Source organism: Amycolatopsis sp. NPDC102389, from assembly GCF_044765885.1.
Lineage (GTDB): Bacteria > Actinomycetota > Actinomycetes > Mycobacteriales > Pseudonocardiaceae > Amycolatopsis.
Map to the genome: position 1 here is coordinate 1 of NZ_JBIWKX010000101.1, position 15,797 is coordinate 15,797.

The following is a 15,797-nucleotide window of genomic DNA, read 5'->3' on the forward strand; positions in this document are numbered from 1 at the left end:
TATTTTTGGGCGGGTGTTGGTTTTTTTTTTTTTTTTGTCCCGCCGCTGGGGGGGGGGGTTTTTGTTCTTCTTTGTGTTAACCACACCACCCCCCCCCCCCCCCACCCCCCTTATGAAACCGTGCATACTAAACAAACCGGACACTTGCAGCTCAAAGAGTGTCCCTTGTGGACATTCATGGCGCGGTCGACCCTCGTCGGTCAGCGCGAACCCAGGCCACAAAGGGTGCGCGGCGCGCCATATTTGACTTACCCCTCAATAACGACACTTACCACTCACGACCCCGTGCAGACGACCTAGACGGACCCGCAGGCAGGCAAGCAGCCTGCCAGGTGGGCCGTGAAGGCCTCCTTGCCTACCCTGAGGGTAGCGAAGGAGGCTTTCACCGCCCCCGCATGGAGCCCTAGGAGGACCGGTGCGCTACCTGTTCATGCTCGGCGGAACCGTCGGCGACGAAGGGCTCGACACGGATATCACCGAACCCTGCCGCGCCTGGGCCGAGGAGATGACGCGGCGCGGCCTGCGCGTCCACGGGATGGGCCTGCATCCGCCCGAGTCGGCGACGACCGTCCGCGTCCGAGGCGGCGAGGCACTGCTCACCGACGGCCCGTTCGCCGAGACGAAGGAGCAGATCGGCGGCATCACCCTCGTCGACTGCGAGAGCCGCGAACAAGCCGTCGAGGCGGCGAAGACCCACCCGTGGGCCGCGATCGGGACGATCGAAGTCCGCGAGATGCTTTAACCGATCCTCACGGTGACCTGATTGTCCGCGTAGGTGTACGCCACGTATTCGAATTCGACACCGGTGCGCTCGACGTATTCCAGCCACGCTTTGTGCTCGTGGCGCTGCCAACCGGGGTAATTGAAGAACTCGTCGAAGTGCACGATGCTGCCGGGGCGCAGGCGCGGTCCCACCAGGTCGAGCACGGTTTTCGCCGAGCTGTACAGATCGCCGTCGACGTGAAGGAAATCGACGACGCCTTCGTGCCGCTCGAGAAAGCCGGGAAGCGTGTCGGCGAAAAGGCCGACGACGAGTTCGGCGCCGGGGACGTCCGGCAGGTCGTCGCGCGCGAACGCACCGGCGGGCATCCCGTTGAGCCAGTTCTCCGGCAGACCCTGGAACCAGTCGAACCCGTAGGTCTCGACGCCGCCGCGGGCCCCGGCGATCACGCGCAGCGTGTTCCCGCTCGCGACGCCGAATTCGAGGGCCATTCCGCCTGATGGGGCAAGGGAAAGCGCGTACGCGAGAGTCTCTTGTGGACGTGCGAAGTGCTTGGTCCCGGTCAGGTGCTCGCGGGCGAACCGGTTGCTGTCCCGGGCCGCGTCCTGATCGCCCGCGTAGATGATGTCGCGGCGGCTCCGGATTTCGAACTCGATGATCCGATCGAAACAGCGGTCACCCTGCCGGACGATCTCCGCCCGCAATTCCGCGGCGACCCGTTCCAGTTCCGCCGTATAAGGATCATGGAATCGCCGGGCGAGCCGGTGCAGGCCCCGGCCGAACGTGCCGCGGGCCGATCGGCCCAAGGTCTTCAGTGCTGAATGGGGTACCAGGTGACGCATTCCGGGACGATACACCAGCACCGTTCGAGTGAACGGGTCCAGAACATCCCGGGGCCGGTTTCGTTGCGGTAACCGAGGGGGCCGCTCCTAGCATCGCGTTCGCAGCCGGCACTCGGTACCGGCCAGGGAAAAGGGAGCACGATGAGCAGCATCGTCATCTTCGGGGCGGGCGGACGCGGAGGGCGCCGTGCCGTCGCCGAAGCCGTGAGCCGAGGACACCGGGTCACCGCCGCCGTCCGGGATCCCCGCCGTCACGCGGATCTCGCCGGGGAGAACGTCACCTTGATCGCCGCCGACGTCACCGACGCGGACGACGTCGCGAAGGCCGCCGCCGGGCACGACGCCGCGATCAGTTCCATCTACCGCGCGGATGTCCCGGCACAGGAGTTCTACCCGGCCGCCGCGCACGCGCTGATCGACGGCCTCGGGCGCGCCGGGGTCGCGAGGCTGGTCGTCGTCGGTATCGGCTCGGCACTGGAGATCGAGCCGGGCGTCGCCCTGCACGATCAGCCGGGCGTGCCGCCGGAGCATCGCGAGTTCTCGCTCGGGCACACGGCGGAGCTGGAGGTCTTCCGTGCGTCCGGCGGCGGGCTCGACTGGGTCGTCGTCGCGCCGCCGCCGGTGTTCCTCGACGAACACGCCGAGCGCACGGGCGAGTACCGCAGCGGGGACCACCGGGTGCTGCCGCGCGCGGAGGACGCGAAGCCGTTCTCCTACGCGGACCTCGCGGTCGCGCTGGTCGACGAGATCGACCGGCCGAAGCACTCACGGGTGATGGTGGCCGTCGACTACTGACGCGATGCGGTTCTGGCGACCAGAGCGGGCCGCCGCCGCGCTTGGGTCGCCCCCCCAAGTACATGAAGGCTCCCTTCCTTGCACCTGGCGCAGTGAAGGGGGCCTTCATGTACTTGGGGAAGGTGTGAAGGTCGAGTTTCCTCGGCTGAGCCGAGAGAAGGGGTCCTTCACGCGCGGCCGCTGTGACTGCTGGGGCTGGCGGTGTCGCTGAGGCTGAGGTGGCGATCGTGGAGTCCGTGAAGGCCTCCTTCCCTACCTTCAGAGTAGGGAAGGAGGCCTTCACGGACCCGCGCCCATCTGGCCGCCACATTCAGGTACCTAAGACACCTTGTCCGGTCAAGACTTTGGGGGCCTTCACGCGCTTACGCAGACCCTCAGCGCTCCGGCGAGTCCCCGCCGTTCTGCTCGGCCAGGAACCGCTCGAACTGGTTGCCCAGCTCCTCGGCCGTCGGCATGTGCTCGACCGACTCCGCGAGCAGGCTCTCCTTGCCGGACGCCTCCATGAACGTGTCGTACTGCTGCTCCAGCGCGCGCACGACGTCGGCGACCTTCTCCGACCCGGCGACCTGGCGGGCGATCTCGGCCTCGGCCTCGTGCGAGGCCTCCCGCAGCTCGCCGTCCGGCAGGTTCAGCCCGGTCGCCGCGGCGACGGCGCCGAGCAGGTTCAGCGCGGCGCTCGGGTACGTCGAGTCCGCCAGGTAGTGCGGCACGTGCGCCGCGAACCCGGACGCGTCGTGCCCCCATTCGCCGAAGCGGAACTCCAGCAGCCCGGCGACGCTTCCCGGCACCTGCATCCGGTTGGGCAGCGGACGGTGTTCGCCGACCAGCTCGTTCCGCGTCGCGTGCGCGGTCACGCCGAGCGGGCGGGTGTGCGGCGCGCCCATCGGGATGCCGTGGAAACCGGTGGTGAGCCGGACGTCCCAGCGCTCGACCAGCCCGCGCACGGCCGCGCAGAACCGCTCCCAGTCGTGGTCCGGTTCCGGCCCGGTGAGCAGCAGGAACGGCACGCCGTCGGCGTCGTGCAGCAGGTGGACGACCAGTTCGGGGGCGTCGTAGGCCTCCCAGTGGTCGATGGCGTAGGTCATCGTCGGGCGCCGCGAGCGGTAGTCGATGAGCCGGTCGACGTCGAACCGAGCGATCACGCGGTGCTCGGAGGAGTTCAGGAGCTGCTCGGCGACGAGCTTGCCCGCCGAACCCGCGTCCATGAAGCCGTCGAAGTAGTGCAGGAGCACGGCCCCGCCGAGGTCAGGGACGTCCGAGTCCACCTCGTACAGGTCTTCCGGGTCCAGCGCCACCAGATCCTCCAGGTTTCGTGGGTACGACCGTCTACAGGTGGCAACGCCCCGATAGGGGGTATCCATTCCGCCGACAGTGGCCGGATCCTATCGGTCCGTGACAGTTGTCGTGGGCGGTCCGCACCGAGTTGGTGCAGGGTGGAGGGGTGACGGAAGAGACCCTCAGCCTGCGCCCGCCCGCCAACCGGGTGAGCCGGCGCGCCATCGGCTACTGGACGGTGTGGGCGGCGGTCGGCTGGGTGGTCCTCATCGCGGTGCAAACCGTGTTCGTGGTCACCAGCGACGACGCGCCGACGTGGCTCACGGTGACGTTGACGATCTCGTGCGTGCTCGCGCCGCTGCATCTGCTGGTCATGCCGCAGTGGCGCTACCGGATCCACCGCTGGGAGGTCACCGGCGAGGCCGTGTACACCCAAGAAGGCTGGCTCAAACAGGACTGGCGGATCGCGCCGATCTCGCGGATCCAGACCGTCGACATCGAACGCGACCCGGTCGAGCAGCTGTTCCGGCTGGCGAAGATCACCGTGACGACGGCGTCGGCCGCGGGCCCGGTCAAGATCTCCGGTCTCGACCACGCCCAGGCACTCGCGCTGGCCGCCGAGCTCACCAAGACCACGCAGGCCACGCCGGGTGACGCGACATGAGCACCGAGGCACCACCGGAGACCACCGTCGGCCAGTGGCGCCGGCTCGATCGCCGGATGCTGCTGATCCGGCCGGTGCTCGACATCGTCAAATCGCTGCCGGTGCTGATCGGGACGGTGATCCTCGGCCGGGGCAACGGCTGGGAGTGGATCGGGCTGGGGGTCACCGCGCTGACCGTCTTCGTCGGTGTCTCGCACGTGCTCACGTCGCGGTACCGCATCGCGGACGGTCAGGTGGAATGGTCCACGGGCCTGTTGCTGCGCAAACATCGCGCGATCCCGCTGGACCGCATCCGCACGGTCGACGTCACTTCGGAACCGAAGCACCGCCTGTTCTCCCTCAGCGCCGTACGCATCGGCACCGGACGGCATTCGGCGGGCCAGGGCGCGGGCAACGACCAGCTGGTGCTCGACGCGGTCAGCGAGACCGAGGCCCACCGGCTGCGCACGGTTCTCTTGCACCGCAAGGAGATCTCCGCCGAGGGCGAGGCACAGGCGCCACCGCCGGAGCAGATCGTGGCGGAGGTCGACCGCAAGTGGGTGCGCTACGCGCCGTTCACCCTGTCCGGGCTCGCCGTGGTGGGCGCGATTTTCGCCGCCGTCTGGCATTTCGCGCACCAGCTGGACATCGCCCCGGAGAACGTCGGGCCGCTGCGGGACCTCATGGACGGCCTGGCGAACACCGCGCTGTGGCTGATCGTGGTCGTGGCGGCGGTCGCCCTGCTGGTGGTCGTCTCGCTGCTGTCCGTCGGCGGCTATGTGCTCTCGTTCTGGAACTTCAAGCTCACCAGGGAATCGGAGGGCACCCTGCACGTCCGCCGCGGGCTGATCACCACGCGGTCGGTGTCCATCGAAGAAGACCGGCTTCGCGGTGTCGAGGTGAAGGAACCGCTGCCGCTGCGGATCGCGGGCGGGGCGCGGCTCACCGCGATCGCGGGCGGGCTGCGCGAGGGCAAGGGCGGGGACAAGGGCGGCGGGCTCCTGCTGCCGCCCGCGCCCGTCGGCCGGGTCCACGAGGTCGCGGCCGAGGTGCTGCGGGAGAACTTCGACCCGGCCACCGTGCCGCTGAACCGCCATCCGCGGCGGGCGCTGACGAGGCGTCTCACCCGCGCGATCGGCGGCGTGCTGCTGCTCGCGGCGGCGCTGTCCGGGTTGGCCTGGATCGATTTCCTGCCGTCGTGGATGTGGCAGGTCGCGCTCGGCCTGGTGCCGTTCGCCGCGCTGGTGGGCTGGGACCGCTACCGCAACCTCGGCCACGCGATCGTCGGGCGGTACCTGGTCAGCCGGTCCGGTTCGCTGGCGCGGTCGACGGTGGCGATCCGGCGCGAAGGGGTCACCGGCATCGTCGTCAGCCGCTCGTTCTTCCAGCGTCGCGCCGGTTTGATCACCGTGACGGCCCCGATCGCGGCGGGCAGGGGCGGCTATCAGGTGGTCGACGTCGGCGAATCGGCCGGGCTGGCGATGGCCGAGCAGGCCGCGCCCGGTCTGCTCACCCCCTTCCTGCGGCGGGGCGCTCAGCGGTAGCCGGTGACGTCCGCGGGCAGACCGGGATCCTGCACTTCGACGAGATAGCGCCAGCAGTCGGGACGGCTGCCGTCGAGGTCGGTGAATCCGTATTCCTTCGCCAATTCACCGCTGGACACCGATTTCCCGTTCCAGCGGGCGACTTCGGTGTCGCCGGCCAGCGCCGCGACCGCCCGGCCGACGAACGCCGGGCTTTCGGAAATGGCGAAGTGCGGCTGCACCTTCGTCGCGTCACGCCAATTCTCTTCGGTCACCCGATAAGCGTCGAGCATCGCTTCGGAACGAAGCCAGCCCGGCGTGACGGCCACCGCGGTACCGCCATGCGGTGCCAATTCGTGCCCGAGCGCGAACGCCATCCGGTTCACCGCCGTCTTCGCGAGATCGTAGAAGAACGAAACCCGGTAGTTCTCCGAGTTGTACTCGGTGGTGCCGTCGTTGACCTCGACGACCAGCGCGCCCGGATTCCTGATCATGAGCGGAAGCGCGAAATGACTGGTGATGGCATGGGTGTCGACGGCGAGCCGCAACGTCCGCAGTCCGACGTCCAAAGTGGACTCCCAGACCGTCTTGTCCCACTCGATCGGCACACCGTAGATGTCGTTGACCAGCACGTGCAACGCGCCCTGTTCGGCGTCGATCCGTTCCACCAGTTCGCGGACCCGGTCCGCCGCCAAATGGTCCACCTCGATCGCGATCCCGCGCCCGCCCGCTTCGTCGACGAGCGCCGCTGTCTCCTCGATCGTCTCGGGACGATTCATTTCCGATCGCCGGGAAGCGGTACTGCGCCCGGTCACGTAAACGGTCGCACCGGCGGCACCCAGCTGGACCGCTATTCCGCGACCGGCCCCGCGAGTCGCCCCGGCGACCAACGCGATCTTGCCCGCCAATGGCTTTTCCATGGTCCGAACCTAGCAAGAAGTCCGCTTGTTCATGGACCAAAGTCCCTGGTCCGCTTTTCACACAATGTGCTACTTTTCTGACTCTTCGTGATTCCCCGGCGAGAGGTCGAGATGACGCCTGCCGCACGATCCCTGGACACCACCGCCCCGCCGAAACGCACCCCCGGCGCCAGCAGCTCACGCAAGGTCCTGCAGTTGCTGCTCTCCTTTTCCGAACGCCGCTGGGACGCGAGCGTCGCCGAACTGGCCGCGAGGATCGGCACCCCGGTCGCCACGACGTACCGCTATGTGGCGCTGCTGAAGGAACTCCAACTCCTGGAGGAGGGCAAGACCGGGCGCTATCACGTGACGAGCCAGGTGATGCCGCTCGCGCGGGCCGCGCAACTGGCCAACGACCTCGCCCGCCTGGCCCGGCCGTCGATGGAGGAGGCGGCCCGCGACCTCGGCGAGACGGTGCTGCTGTTCCAGCATTTCGGCGATTCCGCCGTCTGCGCGGACCGGGTCGAATGCGAACGCGCGATGCGGTTCACCTTCCAGCCTGGGCATTCCGTCCCGCTCGGCACCGGCGCGTCGGGCAAGATGCTGCTCGCCATGCTGCCGGAGGGCGAACGCGAAAGACGGCTTTCGTCGATCGTCCAGCGCCGCGGCCCGAGCGTGCGGGAAGAGGTTAAACGCGCCGGGGCGAACCGGTATTCGGTGAGCTGGGGCGAGCTGGACGACGGCGTCTGGTCGTGTTCGGTGCCGATCCCGAGCACCGGGCACCGGCCCGCGGTGCTCACCCTGGCCGCCCCCGCGACCCGGATCGGCGACGACGCGAAACGGGCTGCCATCGTTGCGCTCCAGTCGTACGCGGGCAGGATCCACCGCGCCGTTTCGTCGTTCTCGCTGTAAATGACAGGCGGCCGATCACCATGGCGAGTACAACTCGATCCGTGATCCGACTCGCCGCCCCCGAAGACCTGCCCGCGCTCCAGGACATCGAACGCGCCGCGGGCGAACCGTTCCGCGCGCTCGGCATGGCCGCGATCGCCGACGACGACCCGCCGTCGATCGCGGAGCTCACGGCTTTCCAGCGCGACGGCCGGGCCTGGGTATGGGACGCCGGCGACGGCCCGGTGGCGTACCTGCTCGCCGAGGTCGTCGACGGCCACGGCCACATCGAGCAGGTGTCCGTCCATCCCGATCACGCACGCCGAGGCCTCGGCCGCCGGCTGATCGAGCACGTCGCGGAGTGGGCCTCGCGCGAAGGGCTCGCCGGGCTGACGCTGACGACGTACGCCGAGGTGCCGTGGAACGCGCCGTACTACGCCCGGCTCGGCTTCACGACCCTCGACGAGGAGACCCTCACGGAGGGCCTGCGAGCCGTCCGGGCCCACGAAATCGCCCGCGGCCTGGACGCGTGGCCGCGGGTGACCATGCGGCGATGACCCGCGCGGGGGGTTGGGTTGGCGGCCGTCGTCGAACATGTGTTCTACTGTCCGCGCCGGCCCCGGAGGGGGAAGCTCCGCGGGCCGGCACCGGACTTCAGGGAGGCACGGATGGCGGTCAAGATCACCCATCTCACCAACGGGCAGCAGGTGCGCTTCGCCAACGCGGACGGCGCCCGCCGCTACGCCGAGATCATCGGCGGCGGGGTCGACAAATGGCGGTTCACCGTGGTCAGCGGGCATGAGCGCCCGGAATTGTCGGTGGGCGTCGTTAATGTGCCGGTATGGCGTATGACTTCCAGGTGACCGTGGACTCCGCTCGTCCGCACGACCTCGCCGACTGGTGGGCCGAGATGCTCGGCTGGCAGGTCGAGCGGAGCAACGAGGAGTTCATCCGCGAGATGGTCGCCAAGGGATATGCCCCCGAAGAGGCGACCACCACGCACAACGGTGCCCTGGTCTGGAAGGACGGCGCGGCGATCGTCCATCCCGAGACCAGGCAGCGGTTCCTCTTCCAGCTGGTGCCGGAGGGGAAGACGGTGAAGAACCGCCTGCACCTCGACATCCGGATGGGGGCGGACAAGATCGAGGCCGAGCTCGAGCGGCTGACCGCGCGCGGTGCGACGTTCCTGCACCGCGGCAAACAGGGTCCCGCCGAGTGGATCACGATCGCGGATCCGGAAGGCAACGAACTCTGCCTCTCCTGAGGCGGGCCCGCGAGGGCCCGCCACTGGGGGTGTCATGAAGGGATCTGGTCCCGTCGGCTGTGCCCTTCATGACCGAACGCGCGGCCCTCGTGCGTATCAAGACCCTCGTGAGTGGTGAGGACGATCCGACCGTTCTCACCACTCACGAGGTGTCCGTACCTTTACCGGGGATTGCTCCCCCGCCAAGCGACATAGTCGGCGACAGCGGCCGCGGCGTCGAAGCCCGGTTCGAAGCCTGTGTCCTCGACGAGCCGCGAGATGTCCAGATACGGATCGGTCCGCCCGCCCGGCCGGAGGTCGAGCCGAAGTCCCGGAGTGATCGCCTCCAGCGCGCCCACGAGCTCCCGATGCACCAGCGGGCGTCCGCGGGAAACGTTGTACGTGTTGTGCCGCAAGGTGTCCGCGGTCATCAGCGAAGCGATCGCGCGCCCGGCGTCGGGCGCGTAGCAGCTGTCGCCACCGTCGTCGGCGTTCAGTGGCGACGGCCGCTCGCCACGCAGGACGGCGCTGATGTACGGCGGGATGGGGTTGAACGGCGATTCCGGATCCATCAGCGGACCCCAGACGCTCCCGATCCGCAGCACCACCGGCTGGACACCGGTGCCCGCGAGGGCATGCGTGGTGATCGCCTCCACGACCTTCTTGAAGGCGACGATCGGATGCGGCAGTTCCACGGCGGGCAACGCGAGTTCCTCGTGCCACGGGGAAACCGTCTGTCCGATGTAGACACCGAGGCTGCTCGCGACGGCGAACCGGCGGACAGCCCACGCGCGGGCGGCGTCCAGCGCGTTGAGCAGCGCGGTGGTGTCCGCACGGAAGAACCCGACCGGATCGGCGCCGGGGATGCTTCCGGCGAGATGGACGACATCGCCGATCTCGTGGCGATCGGCGAGCGCCAGGAACGCGTCCCGGTCGGTGACGTCGAGGGATTCGACGGCGACCCGGCCGTCGAGGAACGACGGGACCTCGGTACGGCGATGGGCGGTGACCACGACATCATGGCCGAGGTCGCTGAGCGCGCGGGCGGTGTGGGCGCCGATCATGCCCAACCCTCCGGTGACGAGGATCATCGGCCGACCCCGTAGTGCAGGTGGGTCACGCCGGGAGCCGGAATCGCTTGAATCAGACGGAGTTCCACCTGTTCCGGGAGTTCGTGGAAGAACCGTCTCCCCGCGCCGAGCAGGATGGGCACCTGGTGGAGGATCACCTCGTCGACCAGCCCCGCCGCCAGCGCGGAACTGACCAGCCCGCCGCCCATCAGGCCGACGTCCTTGCTCCCGGCGATCTCGCGCGCCGCAGCGATGGCGTCCTCGACGCCGGTGGTGACCACGGTCTGTGCTTCGCCGGCTTCGGGCACGGGCCGGTGGCTGAGCAAGACCATCGGTGCCGTCGGATGCGGGCTTCCGCCGCCGAACCGGCTGGAATGTTCGTACGTGGTGCGTCCGACGACGATCGCGCCGATCCCGCCGGCGATGCTGTCGAAGAACCGCGCGCTCTGTTCACTCAGCTTGAACCCGTCGAAGACCTCGCTCGGGGTGTCGCCGTCGAAGTACCAGTCGAACAGCGTCGGCGCGTCACCGAGACCGCTCCCGAACTCCTCGGCGCCCTCGAGACGCCTTCCGCTGATGTAACCGTCCACCGAGACGGCGAGACCGGTGAAGACCTTGCCCATGTCATTCCTCCATGATTCGTTTCGACCTCGCGAGGTGGACGGCGATCCCCCTCGGGCCACCGTCCACCTCGTCGACCGGCGGCCAGCCCTGTTCCCGCGCGTACCTCGCGACCCGGGCGGCCAATTCGGCCCCCGGTCCTTCCCCGGCGATCAGCACGGGTCCCGGAACGGCGCCCAGGCTCCGGGGATGGGCAGCCGCCCACTCCAGGAGCGCCCGCGCCGCCGGAAAAGCGGGCAAACCGGCGGCGATCACCACCGCCCCGCACGCCGCGACCCGTTCGGCGCCGGCTCCGTCCTGGGCGAACCAGAGCACCAACGGCGGCGTGGCCTCCCGCCCGGAAGGCCAGTGCACCCGCGCCACACCGCCCCGCGTCCGCAGTTCGGCAACGCGCTGACCTGCTCTTTCGGCCATGACCAACCCTGTCACGGGCGGGGCGCGGAAGGGAAAGACCGATCCCGCATCGCCGTCTTGCGCGGAACGCATCACCCTCGCCGGCCCCGGCGGGGATACTGGACGCCATGTCCGAACGTCCCGCCGGCCCGCGGCTGCTGGGCATGCCTTCGGCCGCCGACGCGATCGAGCTCAAGCATCTGCGGGCCTTCGTCGCGGTCGCCGACGAACTCAACTTCAGCCGGGCCGCGAACCGGCTGTTCGTCTCCCAGCCCGCACTGAGCCGCCAGATCAAAGCGCTGGAACAGCTGATCGGCTGTCAGCTGCTGCGCCGTTCGACCCACCGCGTCGAACTCACCCTCGCCGGTGAAGCGCTGCTCGGCGCCACACTCCCGCTGCTGTCCGACATGGACGACGCCATCGCCCTCACCCGATCGGTCGGCGGCGAGGTGAACGCGCGGATCACCCAGCTGTGGAACTCGGTCGTGGAGGACGGCGCGACCGGTCTCGCGGCGATGCGCGAAGCCTTCGAAGCCTTCAACGCGCAATTGCCCATCCCGGAGGGCACCGTGGTGCGGCCGGTCCAGGCGGACGGGGTGTCCTCACTGGTGGTCGCCCCCGGATCGGGTCATCGACCGACCGTGCTGCACCTGCACGGCGGCGGGTACATCGCGGGCTCCGCCTTCGGATACCGCCCGCTGGCCGGAGCGCTGGCGGCGGCGACCGGCGGCGCCGTGCTGGTGCCGGACTACCGGCTCGCTCCTGAGCATCCCTTCCCCGCCGCGGTCGACGACGCGCTCCGCGCGTACCGATGGCTACTCGGCCAGGGCACGGACCCGGAGCGGCTGGCCATCAGTGGCGATTCGTCGGGCGGGGGTCTGGCCGTTTCCCTGATGCTCAGGCTGGCGCGGGAAGGCCTGCCCCAACCGGGCCGGGCGGTACTGATGTGCCCGGCGCTGGACGTGGTGGATCCGCCGGACGGCGACAGCCCGGTCGCCCGGTGGTTCTCGCTCTACGTCCGCGACCACCCGACGACGGATCCCCTGCTGAACATCTTCATGGCCGACCTGTCCCCGCTGCCGCCGCTGCTCGTCCAGTCAGGCACCGAGGACGTGACCCTGCCCGAGACGCGCCGCTTCGTCGACCACGCCCGGGGGCAGGGTCTCGACGTGCGCTTCGACCTGTACCCGGTCAGCACGCACGTGTTCCATCTGTTCTGGTCGTTCCTGCCGGAGGCGGCCGACGCCCTCGAACAGGTCGCCGGCTTCCTCCGTATGGACGAGAGCGGTTCCGCGGCCGAAGCCGGCTAGACGAGCTTGTCCAGCGCACGCGGCAAGGCCGTCGCGAGCAGGTCGAGCTCGGCCTCCCCGGCGATCAACGGCGGCGACACCGCGATCCCCTTGGCCAGATTCCGCACGAGGACGCCTTCGTCCCGCGCCAGCCGCTGCAGCCGGTTCGCCGCGCCGGGGTTCGCCGCGACGACGTCCGCGGTCAGCTCGACCGCGCCGAGGAAGCCCAGCCCCGCCCGGACCTCCGCGACCAACGGATGCGAGGCCAGCCCGGAAAGCGCGTCCGCCAAGGGCTTCTCCAGTTCCCGCCCGCGCGGGATGAGCCCGTCGCGTTCGTAGATGTCCAGCGTCGCGTTCCCCGCGGCGCAGGCGACCGGATGCCCGGCGTAGGTCGCGCCGTGCCGCAGCACCGGCGCGCCCGGCGCACCGGTGAAGAACGGCTCGGCCACCCGGGGCGCGACGATCAGCGCGCCCAGCGGGATCGTCCCGCCGGTGATGCCCTTCGCGGTCGTGATCATGTCCGGTTTCACCGCCCACCGGTCGATCCCGAACCAGGTGCCGAGCCGCCCGAACGCGGCGATCACGCAGTCCGCGACGAACAGCACGTCATGTTTGCGGCAGATCTCGGCGACCGTCTCGATGTACCCGTCCGGCGGAAGCAGCACGCCGCCCGCGCCGATCACCGGTTCGCAGAAGAAGGCCGCGACCCGCTCCGGCCCGACCCGCAGGATCTCCGCTTCGAGTGCTTCGGCGCTGTCGTAGGGCACGTGCGAGATGTCGCCGGGCAGCGGCCCGAAACCCGCCGCGTTGGCCGCGATGCCGCCGACGGCCGTGCCGAAACCGTGGGTGCCGTGGTACCCCTGAACCCGGCCGATGACGTGCACCTTCTCCGGCCGCCCGGTGTGCGCGAAATACGAGCGGGCGATCTTGACCGCGGTGTCGATGACGTCGCCGCCGCCCGAGCCGAAGAAGACCTTCGAGCCCGGTTCGGGTGCCAGCTCGGAAACCCGCTCAGCGAGCTTCAGTGCGGGCTCGTTGGCGTTGTAGCCGAACAGGTTGTACGAATCGAGCGTCCGCAACTGGTCCGCGACGGCCCGCGCGATCTCCTCGCGCCCGTGCCCGAAGTTCGCGTACCAGAGTGACGCCGTCGCGTCGAAGTACCGCTTGCCCTCGTCGTCCCAGACGTAGGAACCCTCACCGCGGGTGATGACGAGCCGGTCGCCGTCGACCGCCCCCATGTCCGCGAACGGGTGCCACAGCGGATTGCGCGCGGACGCCGACGAAACCATGATCTTCCTCCTCGTGCTCGTGCCCCCATCCTCACCCGGATCCGCCCGGGACGCGAACACTCCATCGTGCACAGTTCGCGCTCCGGACCTGTCCGGCTTGTCGCGGCGATCGCCGGTGAATCTCCAACACCATCCCTTCGGCTCTTGACCGGCGTCGGTCGGTCCTGTTGTTTGATGAGTGAGTTTGTTCAAAGTTGAGCATTCTGGGAGGAACTTATGCGTCGTCTCGCCGGCACGCTCGTCGCCGCCTGCACGCTCACCGCCCTCTGTGTCGTCCCAGCGGCCGCCGCCGAGAGCCCGCCACCGGTCGCGACCCCGCCGATGGGCTGGAACAGCTGGAACAAGTTCGGCTGCGACATCACCGAAGAGCTGATCCGCGAGACCGCGGACGCGATGGTGTCGTCCGGGATGAAGGCCGCGGGCTACCAGTACGTCAACATCGACGACTGCTGGGCCGCGAAGAACCGCACCCCCGACGGGAAGTACGAACCACACCGGACCCGCTTCCCCAGCGGCATCAAGGCACTGGCCGACTACGTGCACGGGAAGGGCCTGAAACTCGGCATCTACACCAGCGCCGGCACGGAGACCTGCGCGCGGACCATGCCCGGTTCACTCGATCACGAAGAGGTCGACGCGCGGACGTTCGCGGACTGGGGCGTCGACTACCTCAAATACGACAACTGCAACAACCAGGGCCGCCCCGCGCTGGAGCGGTACACGAAAATGGGCGAGGCGCTGAAGAAGACCGGCCGTCCGATCGTCTACGCCCTGTGCGAATGGGGCGAGAACAAGCCGTGGGAGTGGGGCAAGGACGCGGGGGCGCAGTTGTGGCGCACCACCGGCGACATCAGCGACACCTGGTCGAGTATGACCAGGCTCCTCGACCAGCAGGTCGGCTTGGAAGGCTATGCCGGGCCGGGCGGCTGGAACGACCCGGACATGCTCGAAGTGGGCAACGGCGGCATGACCGACACGGAATACCGCTCCCACTTCGCGCTCTGGTCGTTGCTCAACGCCCCGCTGCTGGCGGGCAACGACCTGCGCTCGATGTCCGAAGCGACCAAGAAGATCCTGATGAACAAGGATCTTCTCGCGGTCGACCAGGACTGGGGCGGCAAGCAGGGCCGCAAGATCCGCGACGACGGCGACACCGAGGTCTGGGCCAAGCCGATGTCCGACGGCTCGAACGTCGTCGTGCTGTTCAATCGCGGTGGTGCCCCGGCGACCCTGTCCGCCACCGCCGCCGAGATCGGCGCCCCCGCGTCGTCCGGCTACCGGGTCCGGGATCTGTGGACCGGCACCGAGACCGAGTCCGCCGGCACGCTGCGTGCCGGGCTCCCGAGCCACGGTTCCGCGGTGTTCCGCGTCTGGCCGTCGAACCAGCCGAAGGCCGCGCCGCATACGACGCTTTCCTTGACCTCGCCCGAATACGCCGCCGCCGACAAGCCGTTCACCACGACGCTGCGGGTCTTCAACGACGGCCGGACACCGGTGCGGTCGGGGGTGGTGAAGCTGACGGTCGGCGCGGGCTGGAAGCCCGACGGTGACACCGAAGTGCGAATTCCCGCTGTCGCGCCGGGGAAGTCGTGGGAACGGACCTGGACCGTGCGGCCGTCGTCCCCCGGCGGCGACCGTGTCGAGGTCTCCGGGCGGTTCGGCTACCAGACATCCTGGGGCGCGCGCTCGTTGTCCGTGAGCGGAAGCGCTCCCCTCGTGAAACCACCCGCCGCCGGGACGAACGCGCTGTCGAAGGCGGTGTTCATGACGGCGGACAACGGCTACGGGCCGGTGGAACGCGGGACCAGCAACGGTGAATCGGGCGCGGGCGACGGCCATCGGATGAGCATCGGCGGGGTGACCTACGACGACGGGCTGGGCGTGCACGCGCCGTCGAAGGTCCGGCTCTACCTCGGAGGCGGATGCGCGTCGTTCGCCTCGTCCGTCGGGGTCGACGACGAGAAGGCCGGAGGCAGTGTGGCGTTCGAGGTCGTCGGCGACGGCAAGCGGCTGGCGAACACCGGTGTGCTCAAGCGCGGCCAGGCGGCCGAGAAGCTTTCCGTTCCGCTGAGCGGGGTTCAGGTGCTCGATCTGGTCGTCACGGACGGCGGCGACGGGGTCGACTCCGACCACGCGGACTGGGCGGGCGCCACTTTCACCTGCTGACGCCTCCGCGCGCCCTGGCAAGTGTCGCGAAAGCCACTTTCAGGACATCTGACCTGGATCCACCGGTGGGTTTTGTTGGTGATCTTGGTGGGGTTTGTTGATCTTGTTGGTGGGCGTGGGCGTGCTGGGGTGTGCTG

General features: G+C 69.1%; 17 protein-coding genes. 10 read left to right on the forward strand and 7 right to left on the reverse strand.

The genetic code is table 11. The annotated features are described in order from the left end of the window. Positions 1-415: 415 nt before the first annotated feature. Positions 416-742: a YciI family protein gene (locus tag ACIRGA_RS39505; RefSeq protein WP_400952143.1), complete on the forward strand. Its 327-nt coding sequence runs from the start codon at positions 416-418 to the stop codon at positions 740-742. Here ACIRGA_RS39505 and ACIRGA_RS39510 read toward each other — a convergent pair. Further along, entirely contained in the window at positions 739-1,563 is an 825-nt protein-coding gene (locus ACIRGA_RS39510) for a class I SAM-dependent methyltransferase (protein WP_400952145.1), read from the reverse strand. The genes ACIRGA_RS39505 and ACIRGA_RS39510 overlap by 4 nt on opposite strands. Positions 1,564-1,704: 141 nt before the next feature. Here ACIRGA_RS39510 and ACIRGA_RS39515 point away from each other — a divergent pair, with 141 nt between their 5' ends. Next, positions 1,705-2,358 carry an NAD(P)-dependent oxidoreductase gene (locus tag ACIRGA_RS39515; protein ID WP_400952148.1) on the forward strand — a complete coding sequence of 218 codons (654 nt, stop codon included), beginning with the start codon at positions 1,705-1,707 and terminating at the stop codon, positions 2,356-2,358. Between the two features lie 374 nt (positions 2,359-2,732). On the opposite strand, the gene ACIRGA_RS39520 is transcribed toward ACIRGA_RS39515, so the two are convergent. After that, entirely contained in the window at positions 2,733-3,653 is a 921-nt protein-coding gene (locus ACIRGA_RS39520) for a proteasome assembly chaperone family protein (RefSeq protein ID WP_400952151.1), read from the reverse strand. Between the two features lie 104 nt (positions 3,654-3,757). Between ACIRGA_RS39520 and ACIRGA_RS39525 the strand changes: the two genes are divergently transcribed. After that, positions 3,758-4,297: a PH domain-containing protein gene (locus ACIRGA_RS39525; protein WP_400952153.1), complete on the forward strand. Its 540-nt coding sequence runs from the start codon at positions 3,758-3,760 to the stop codon at positions 4,295-4,297. Continuing rightward, a complete protein-coding gene (locus tag ACIRGA_RS39530; protein WP_400952156.1) occupies positions 4,294-5,820 on the forward strand; it encodes a PH domain-containing protein in 1,527 nt (508 codons plus the stop codon). Before ACIRGA_RS39525 ends, ACIRGA_RS39530 begins: the two co-directional genes overlap by 4 nt. Here the strand turns inward: ACIRGA_RS39530 and ACIRGA_RS39535 are convergent. Beyond that, complete coding sequence (locus tag ACIRGA_RS39535; RefSeq protein WP_400952159.1) at positions 5,811-6,719, reverse strand: SDR family oxidoreductase; 909 nt, start codon at positions 6,717-6,719, stop codon at positions 5,811-5,813. The two genes, ACIRGA_RS39530 and ACIRGA_RS39535, sit on opposite strands and share 10 nt — an antisense overlap. A gap of 111 nt (positions 6,720-6,830) precedes the next feature. Here ACIRGA_RS39535 and ACIRGA_RS39540 point away from each other — a divergent pair, with 111 nt between their 5' ends. The 4 genes from ACIRGA_RS39540 to ACIRGA_RS39555 all read left to right on the forward strand — a co-directional run bounded on the left by ACIRGA_RS39540 (position 6,831) and on the right by ACIRGA_RS39555 (position 8,853). After that, a complete protein-coding gene (locus tag ACIRGA_RS39540; protein ID WP_400952162.1) occupies positions 6,831-7,610 on the forward strand; it encodes an IclR family transcriptional regulator in 780 nt (259 codons plus the stop codon). 41 nt (positions 7,611-7,651) lie between these two features. Next, positions 7,652-8,146 carry a GNAT family N-acetyltransferase gene (locus tag ACIRGA_RS39545; RefSeq protein WP_400952164.1) on the forward strand — a complete coding sequence of 165 codons (495 nt, stop codon included), beginning with the start codon at positions 7,652-7,654 and terminating at the stop codon, positions 8,144-8,146. 111 nt (positions 8,147-8,257) lie between these two features. Continuing rightward, positions 8,258-8,452 carry a hypothetical protein gene (locus ACIRGA_RS39550; RefSeq protein WP_400952166.1) on the forward strand — a complete coding sequence of 65 codons (195 nt, stop codon included), beginning with the start codon at positions 8,258-8,260 and terminating at the stop codon, positions 8,450-8,452. Further along, the gene (locus ACIRGA_RS39555; RefSeq protein WP_400952171.1) at positions 8,431-8,853 is read left to right on the forward strand and encodes a VOC family protein; all 423 of its coding nucleotides are present in this window, start codon (positions 8,431-8,433) and stop codon (positions 8,851-8,853) included. The genes ACIRGA_RS39550 and ACIRGA_RS39555 overlap by 22 nt, the downstream gene beginning before the upstream one ends. A 161-nt stretch (positions 8,854-9,014) precedes the next feature. Here ACIRGA_RS39555 and ACIRGA_RS39560 read toward each other — a convergent pair whose 3' ends face one another. From ACIRGA_RS39560 to ACIRGA_RS39570, 3 genes are read right to left on the reverse strand one after another with little or no spacing between them, the layout of a single operon-like run. Next, positions 9,015-9,923, reverse strand: a complete 909-nt coding sequence (locus tag ACIRGA_RS39560) for an NAD-dependent epimerase/dehydratase family protein (protein ID WP_400952174.1) — start codon at positions 9,921-9,923, stop codon at positions 9,015-9,017. Then, on the reverse strand, positions 9,920-10,525 hold the full coding sequence (locus ACIRGA_RS39565; RefSeq protein WP_400952177.1) for a dihydrofolate reductase family protein: 606 nt from the start codon (positions 10,523-10,525) through the stop codon (positions 9,920-9,922). The genes ACIRGA_RS39560 and ACIRGA_RS39565 overlap by 4 nt, the downstream gene beginning before the upstream one ends. Before the next feature lies 1 nt (position 10,526). Continuing rightward, positions 10,527-10,937 carry a hypothetical protein gene (locus ACIRGA_RS39570; protein ID WP_400952180.1) on the reverse strand — a complete coding sequence of 137 codons (411 nt, stop codon included), beginning with the start codon at positions 10,935-10,937 and terminating at the stop codon, positions 10,527-10,529. A gap of 107 nt (positions 10,938-11,044) precedes the next feature. Here ACIRGA_RS39570 and ACIRGA_RS39575 point away from each other — a divergent pair, with 107 nt between their 5' ends. Continuing rightward, entirely contained in the window at positions 11,045-12,226 is a 1,182-nt protein-coding gene (locus ACIRGA_RS39575; RefSeq protein WP_400952183.1) for an alpha/beta hydrolase fold domain-containing protein, read from the forward strand. Here ACIRGA_RS39575 and ACIRGA_RS39580 read toward each other — a convergent pair. Continuing rightward, entirely contained in the window at positions 12,223-13,494 is a 1,272-nt protein-coding gene (locus ACIRGA_RS39580) for an aspartate aminotransferase family protein (RefSeq protein ID WP_400952185.1), read from the reverse strand. The genes ACIRGA_RS39575 and ACIRGA_RS39580 overlap by 4 nt on opposite strands. A gap of 216 nt (positions 13,495-13,710) precedes the next feature. Between ACIRGA_RS39580 and ACIRGA_RS39585 the strand changes: the two genes are divergently transcribed. Continuing rightward, complete coding sequence (locus tag ACIRGA_RS39585) at positions 13,711-15,660, forward strand: NPCBM/NEW2 domain-containing protein (protein ID WP_400952188.1); 1,950 nt, start codon at positions 13,711-13,713, stop codon at positions 15,658-15,660. The last annotated feature ends 137 nt before the right edge of the window (positions 15,661-15,797 follow it).

Bases quoted from the DNA above. Each gene is read 5' to 3' on its own strand.
- ACIRGA_RS39510 (WP_400952145.1), bottom strand. From the start codon at position 1,563: ATGCGTCACCTGGTACCCCATTCAGCACTGAAGACCTTGGGCCGATCG.
- ACIRGA_RS39515 (WP_400952148.1), top strand. From the start codon at position 1,705: ATGAGCAGCATCGTCATCTTCGGGGCGGGCGGACGCGGAGGGCGCCGT.
- ACIRGA_RS39530 (WP_400952156.1), top strand. From the start codon at position 4,294: ATGAGCACCGAGGCACCACCGGAGACCACCGTCGGCCAGTGGCGCCGG.
- ACIRGA_RS39535 (WP_400952159.1), bottom strand. From the start codon at position 6,719: ATGGAAAAGCCATTGGCGGGCAAGATCGCGTTGGTCGCCGGGGCGACT.
- ACIRGA_RS39540 (WP_400952162.1), top strand. From the start codon at position 6,831: ATGACGCCTGCCGCACGATCCCTGGACACCACCGCCCCGCCGAAACGC.
- ACIRGA_RS39550 (WP_400952166.1), top strand. From the start codon at position 8,258: ATGGCGGTCAAGATCACCCATCTCACCAACGGGCAGCAGGTGCGCTTC.
- ACIRGA_RS39555 (WP_400952171.1), top strand. From the start codon at position 8,431: ATGGCGTATGACTTCCAGGTGACCGTGGACTCCGCTCGTCCGCACGAC.
- ACIRGA_RS39560 (WP_400952174.1), bottom strand. From the start codon at position 9,923: ATGATCCTCGTCACCGGAGGGTTGGGCATGATCGGCGCCCACACCGCC.
- ACIRGA_RS39565 (WP_400952177.1), bottom strand. From the start codon at position 10,525: ATGGGCAAGGTCTTCACCGGTCTCGCCGTCTCGGTGGACGGTTACATC.
- ACIRGA_RS39570 (WP_400952180.1), bottom strand. From the start codon at position 10,937: ATGGCCGAAAGAGCAGGTCAGCGCGTTGCCGAACTGCGGACGCGGGGC.
- ACIRGA_RS39575 (WP_400952183.1), top strand. From the start codon at position 11,045: ATGTCCGAACGTCCCGCCGGCCCGCGGCTGCTGGGCATGCCTTCGGCC.
- ACIRGA_RS39580 (WP_400952185.1), bottom strand. From the start codon at position 13,494: ATGGTTTCGTCGGCGTCCGCGCGCAATCCGCTGTGGCACCCGTTCGCG.
- ACIRGA_RS39585 (WP_400952188.1), top strand. From the start codon at position 13,711: ATGCGTCGTCTCGCCGGCACGCTCGTCGCCGCCTGCACGCTCACCGCC.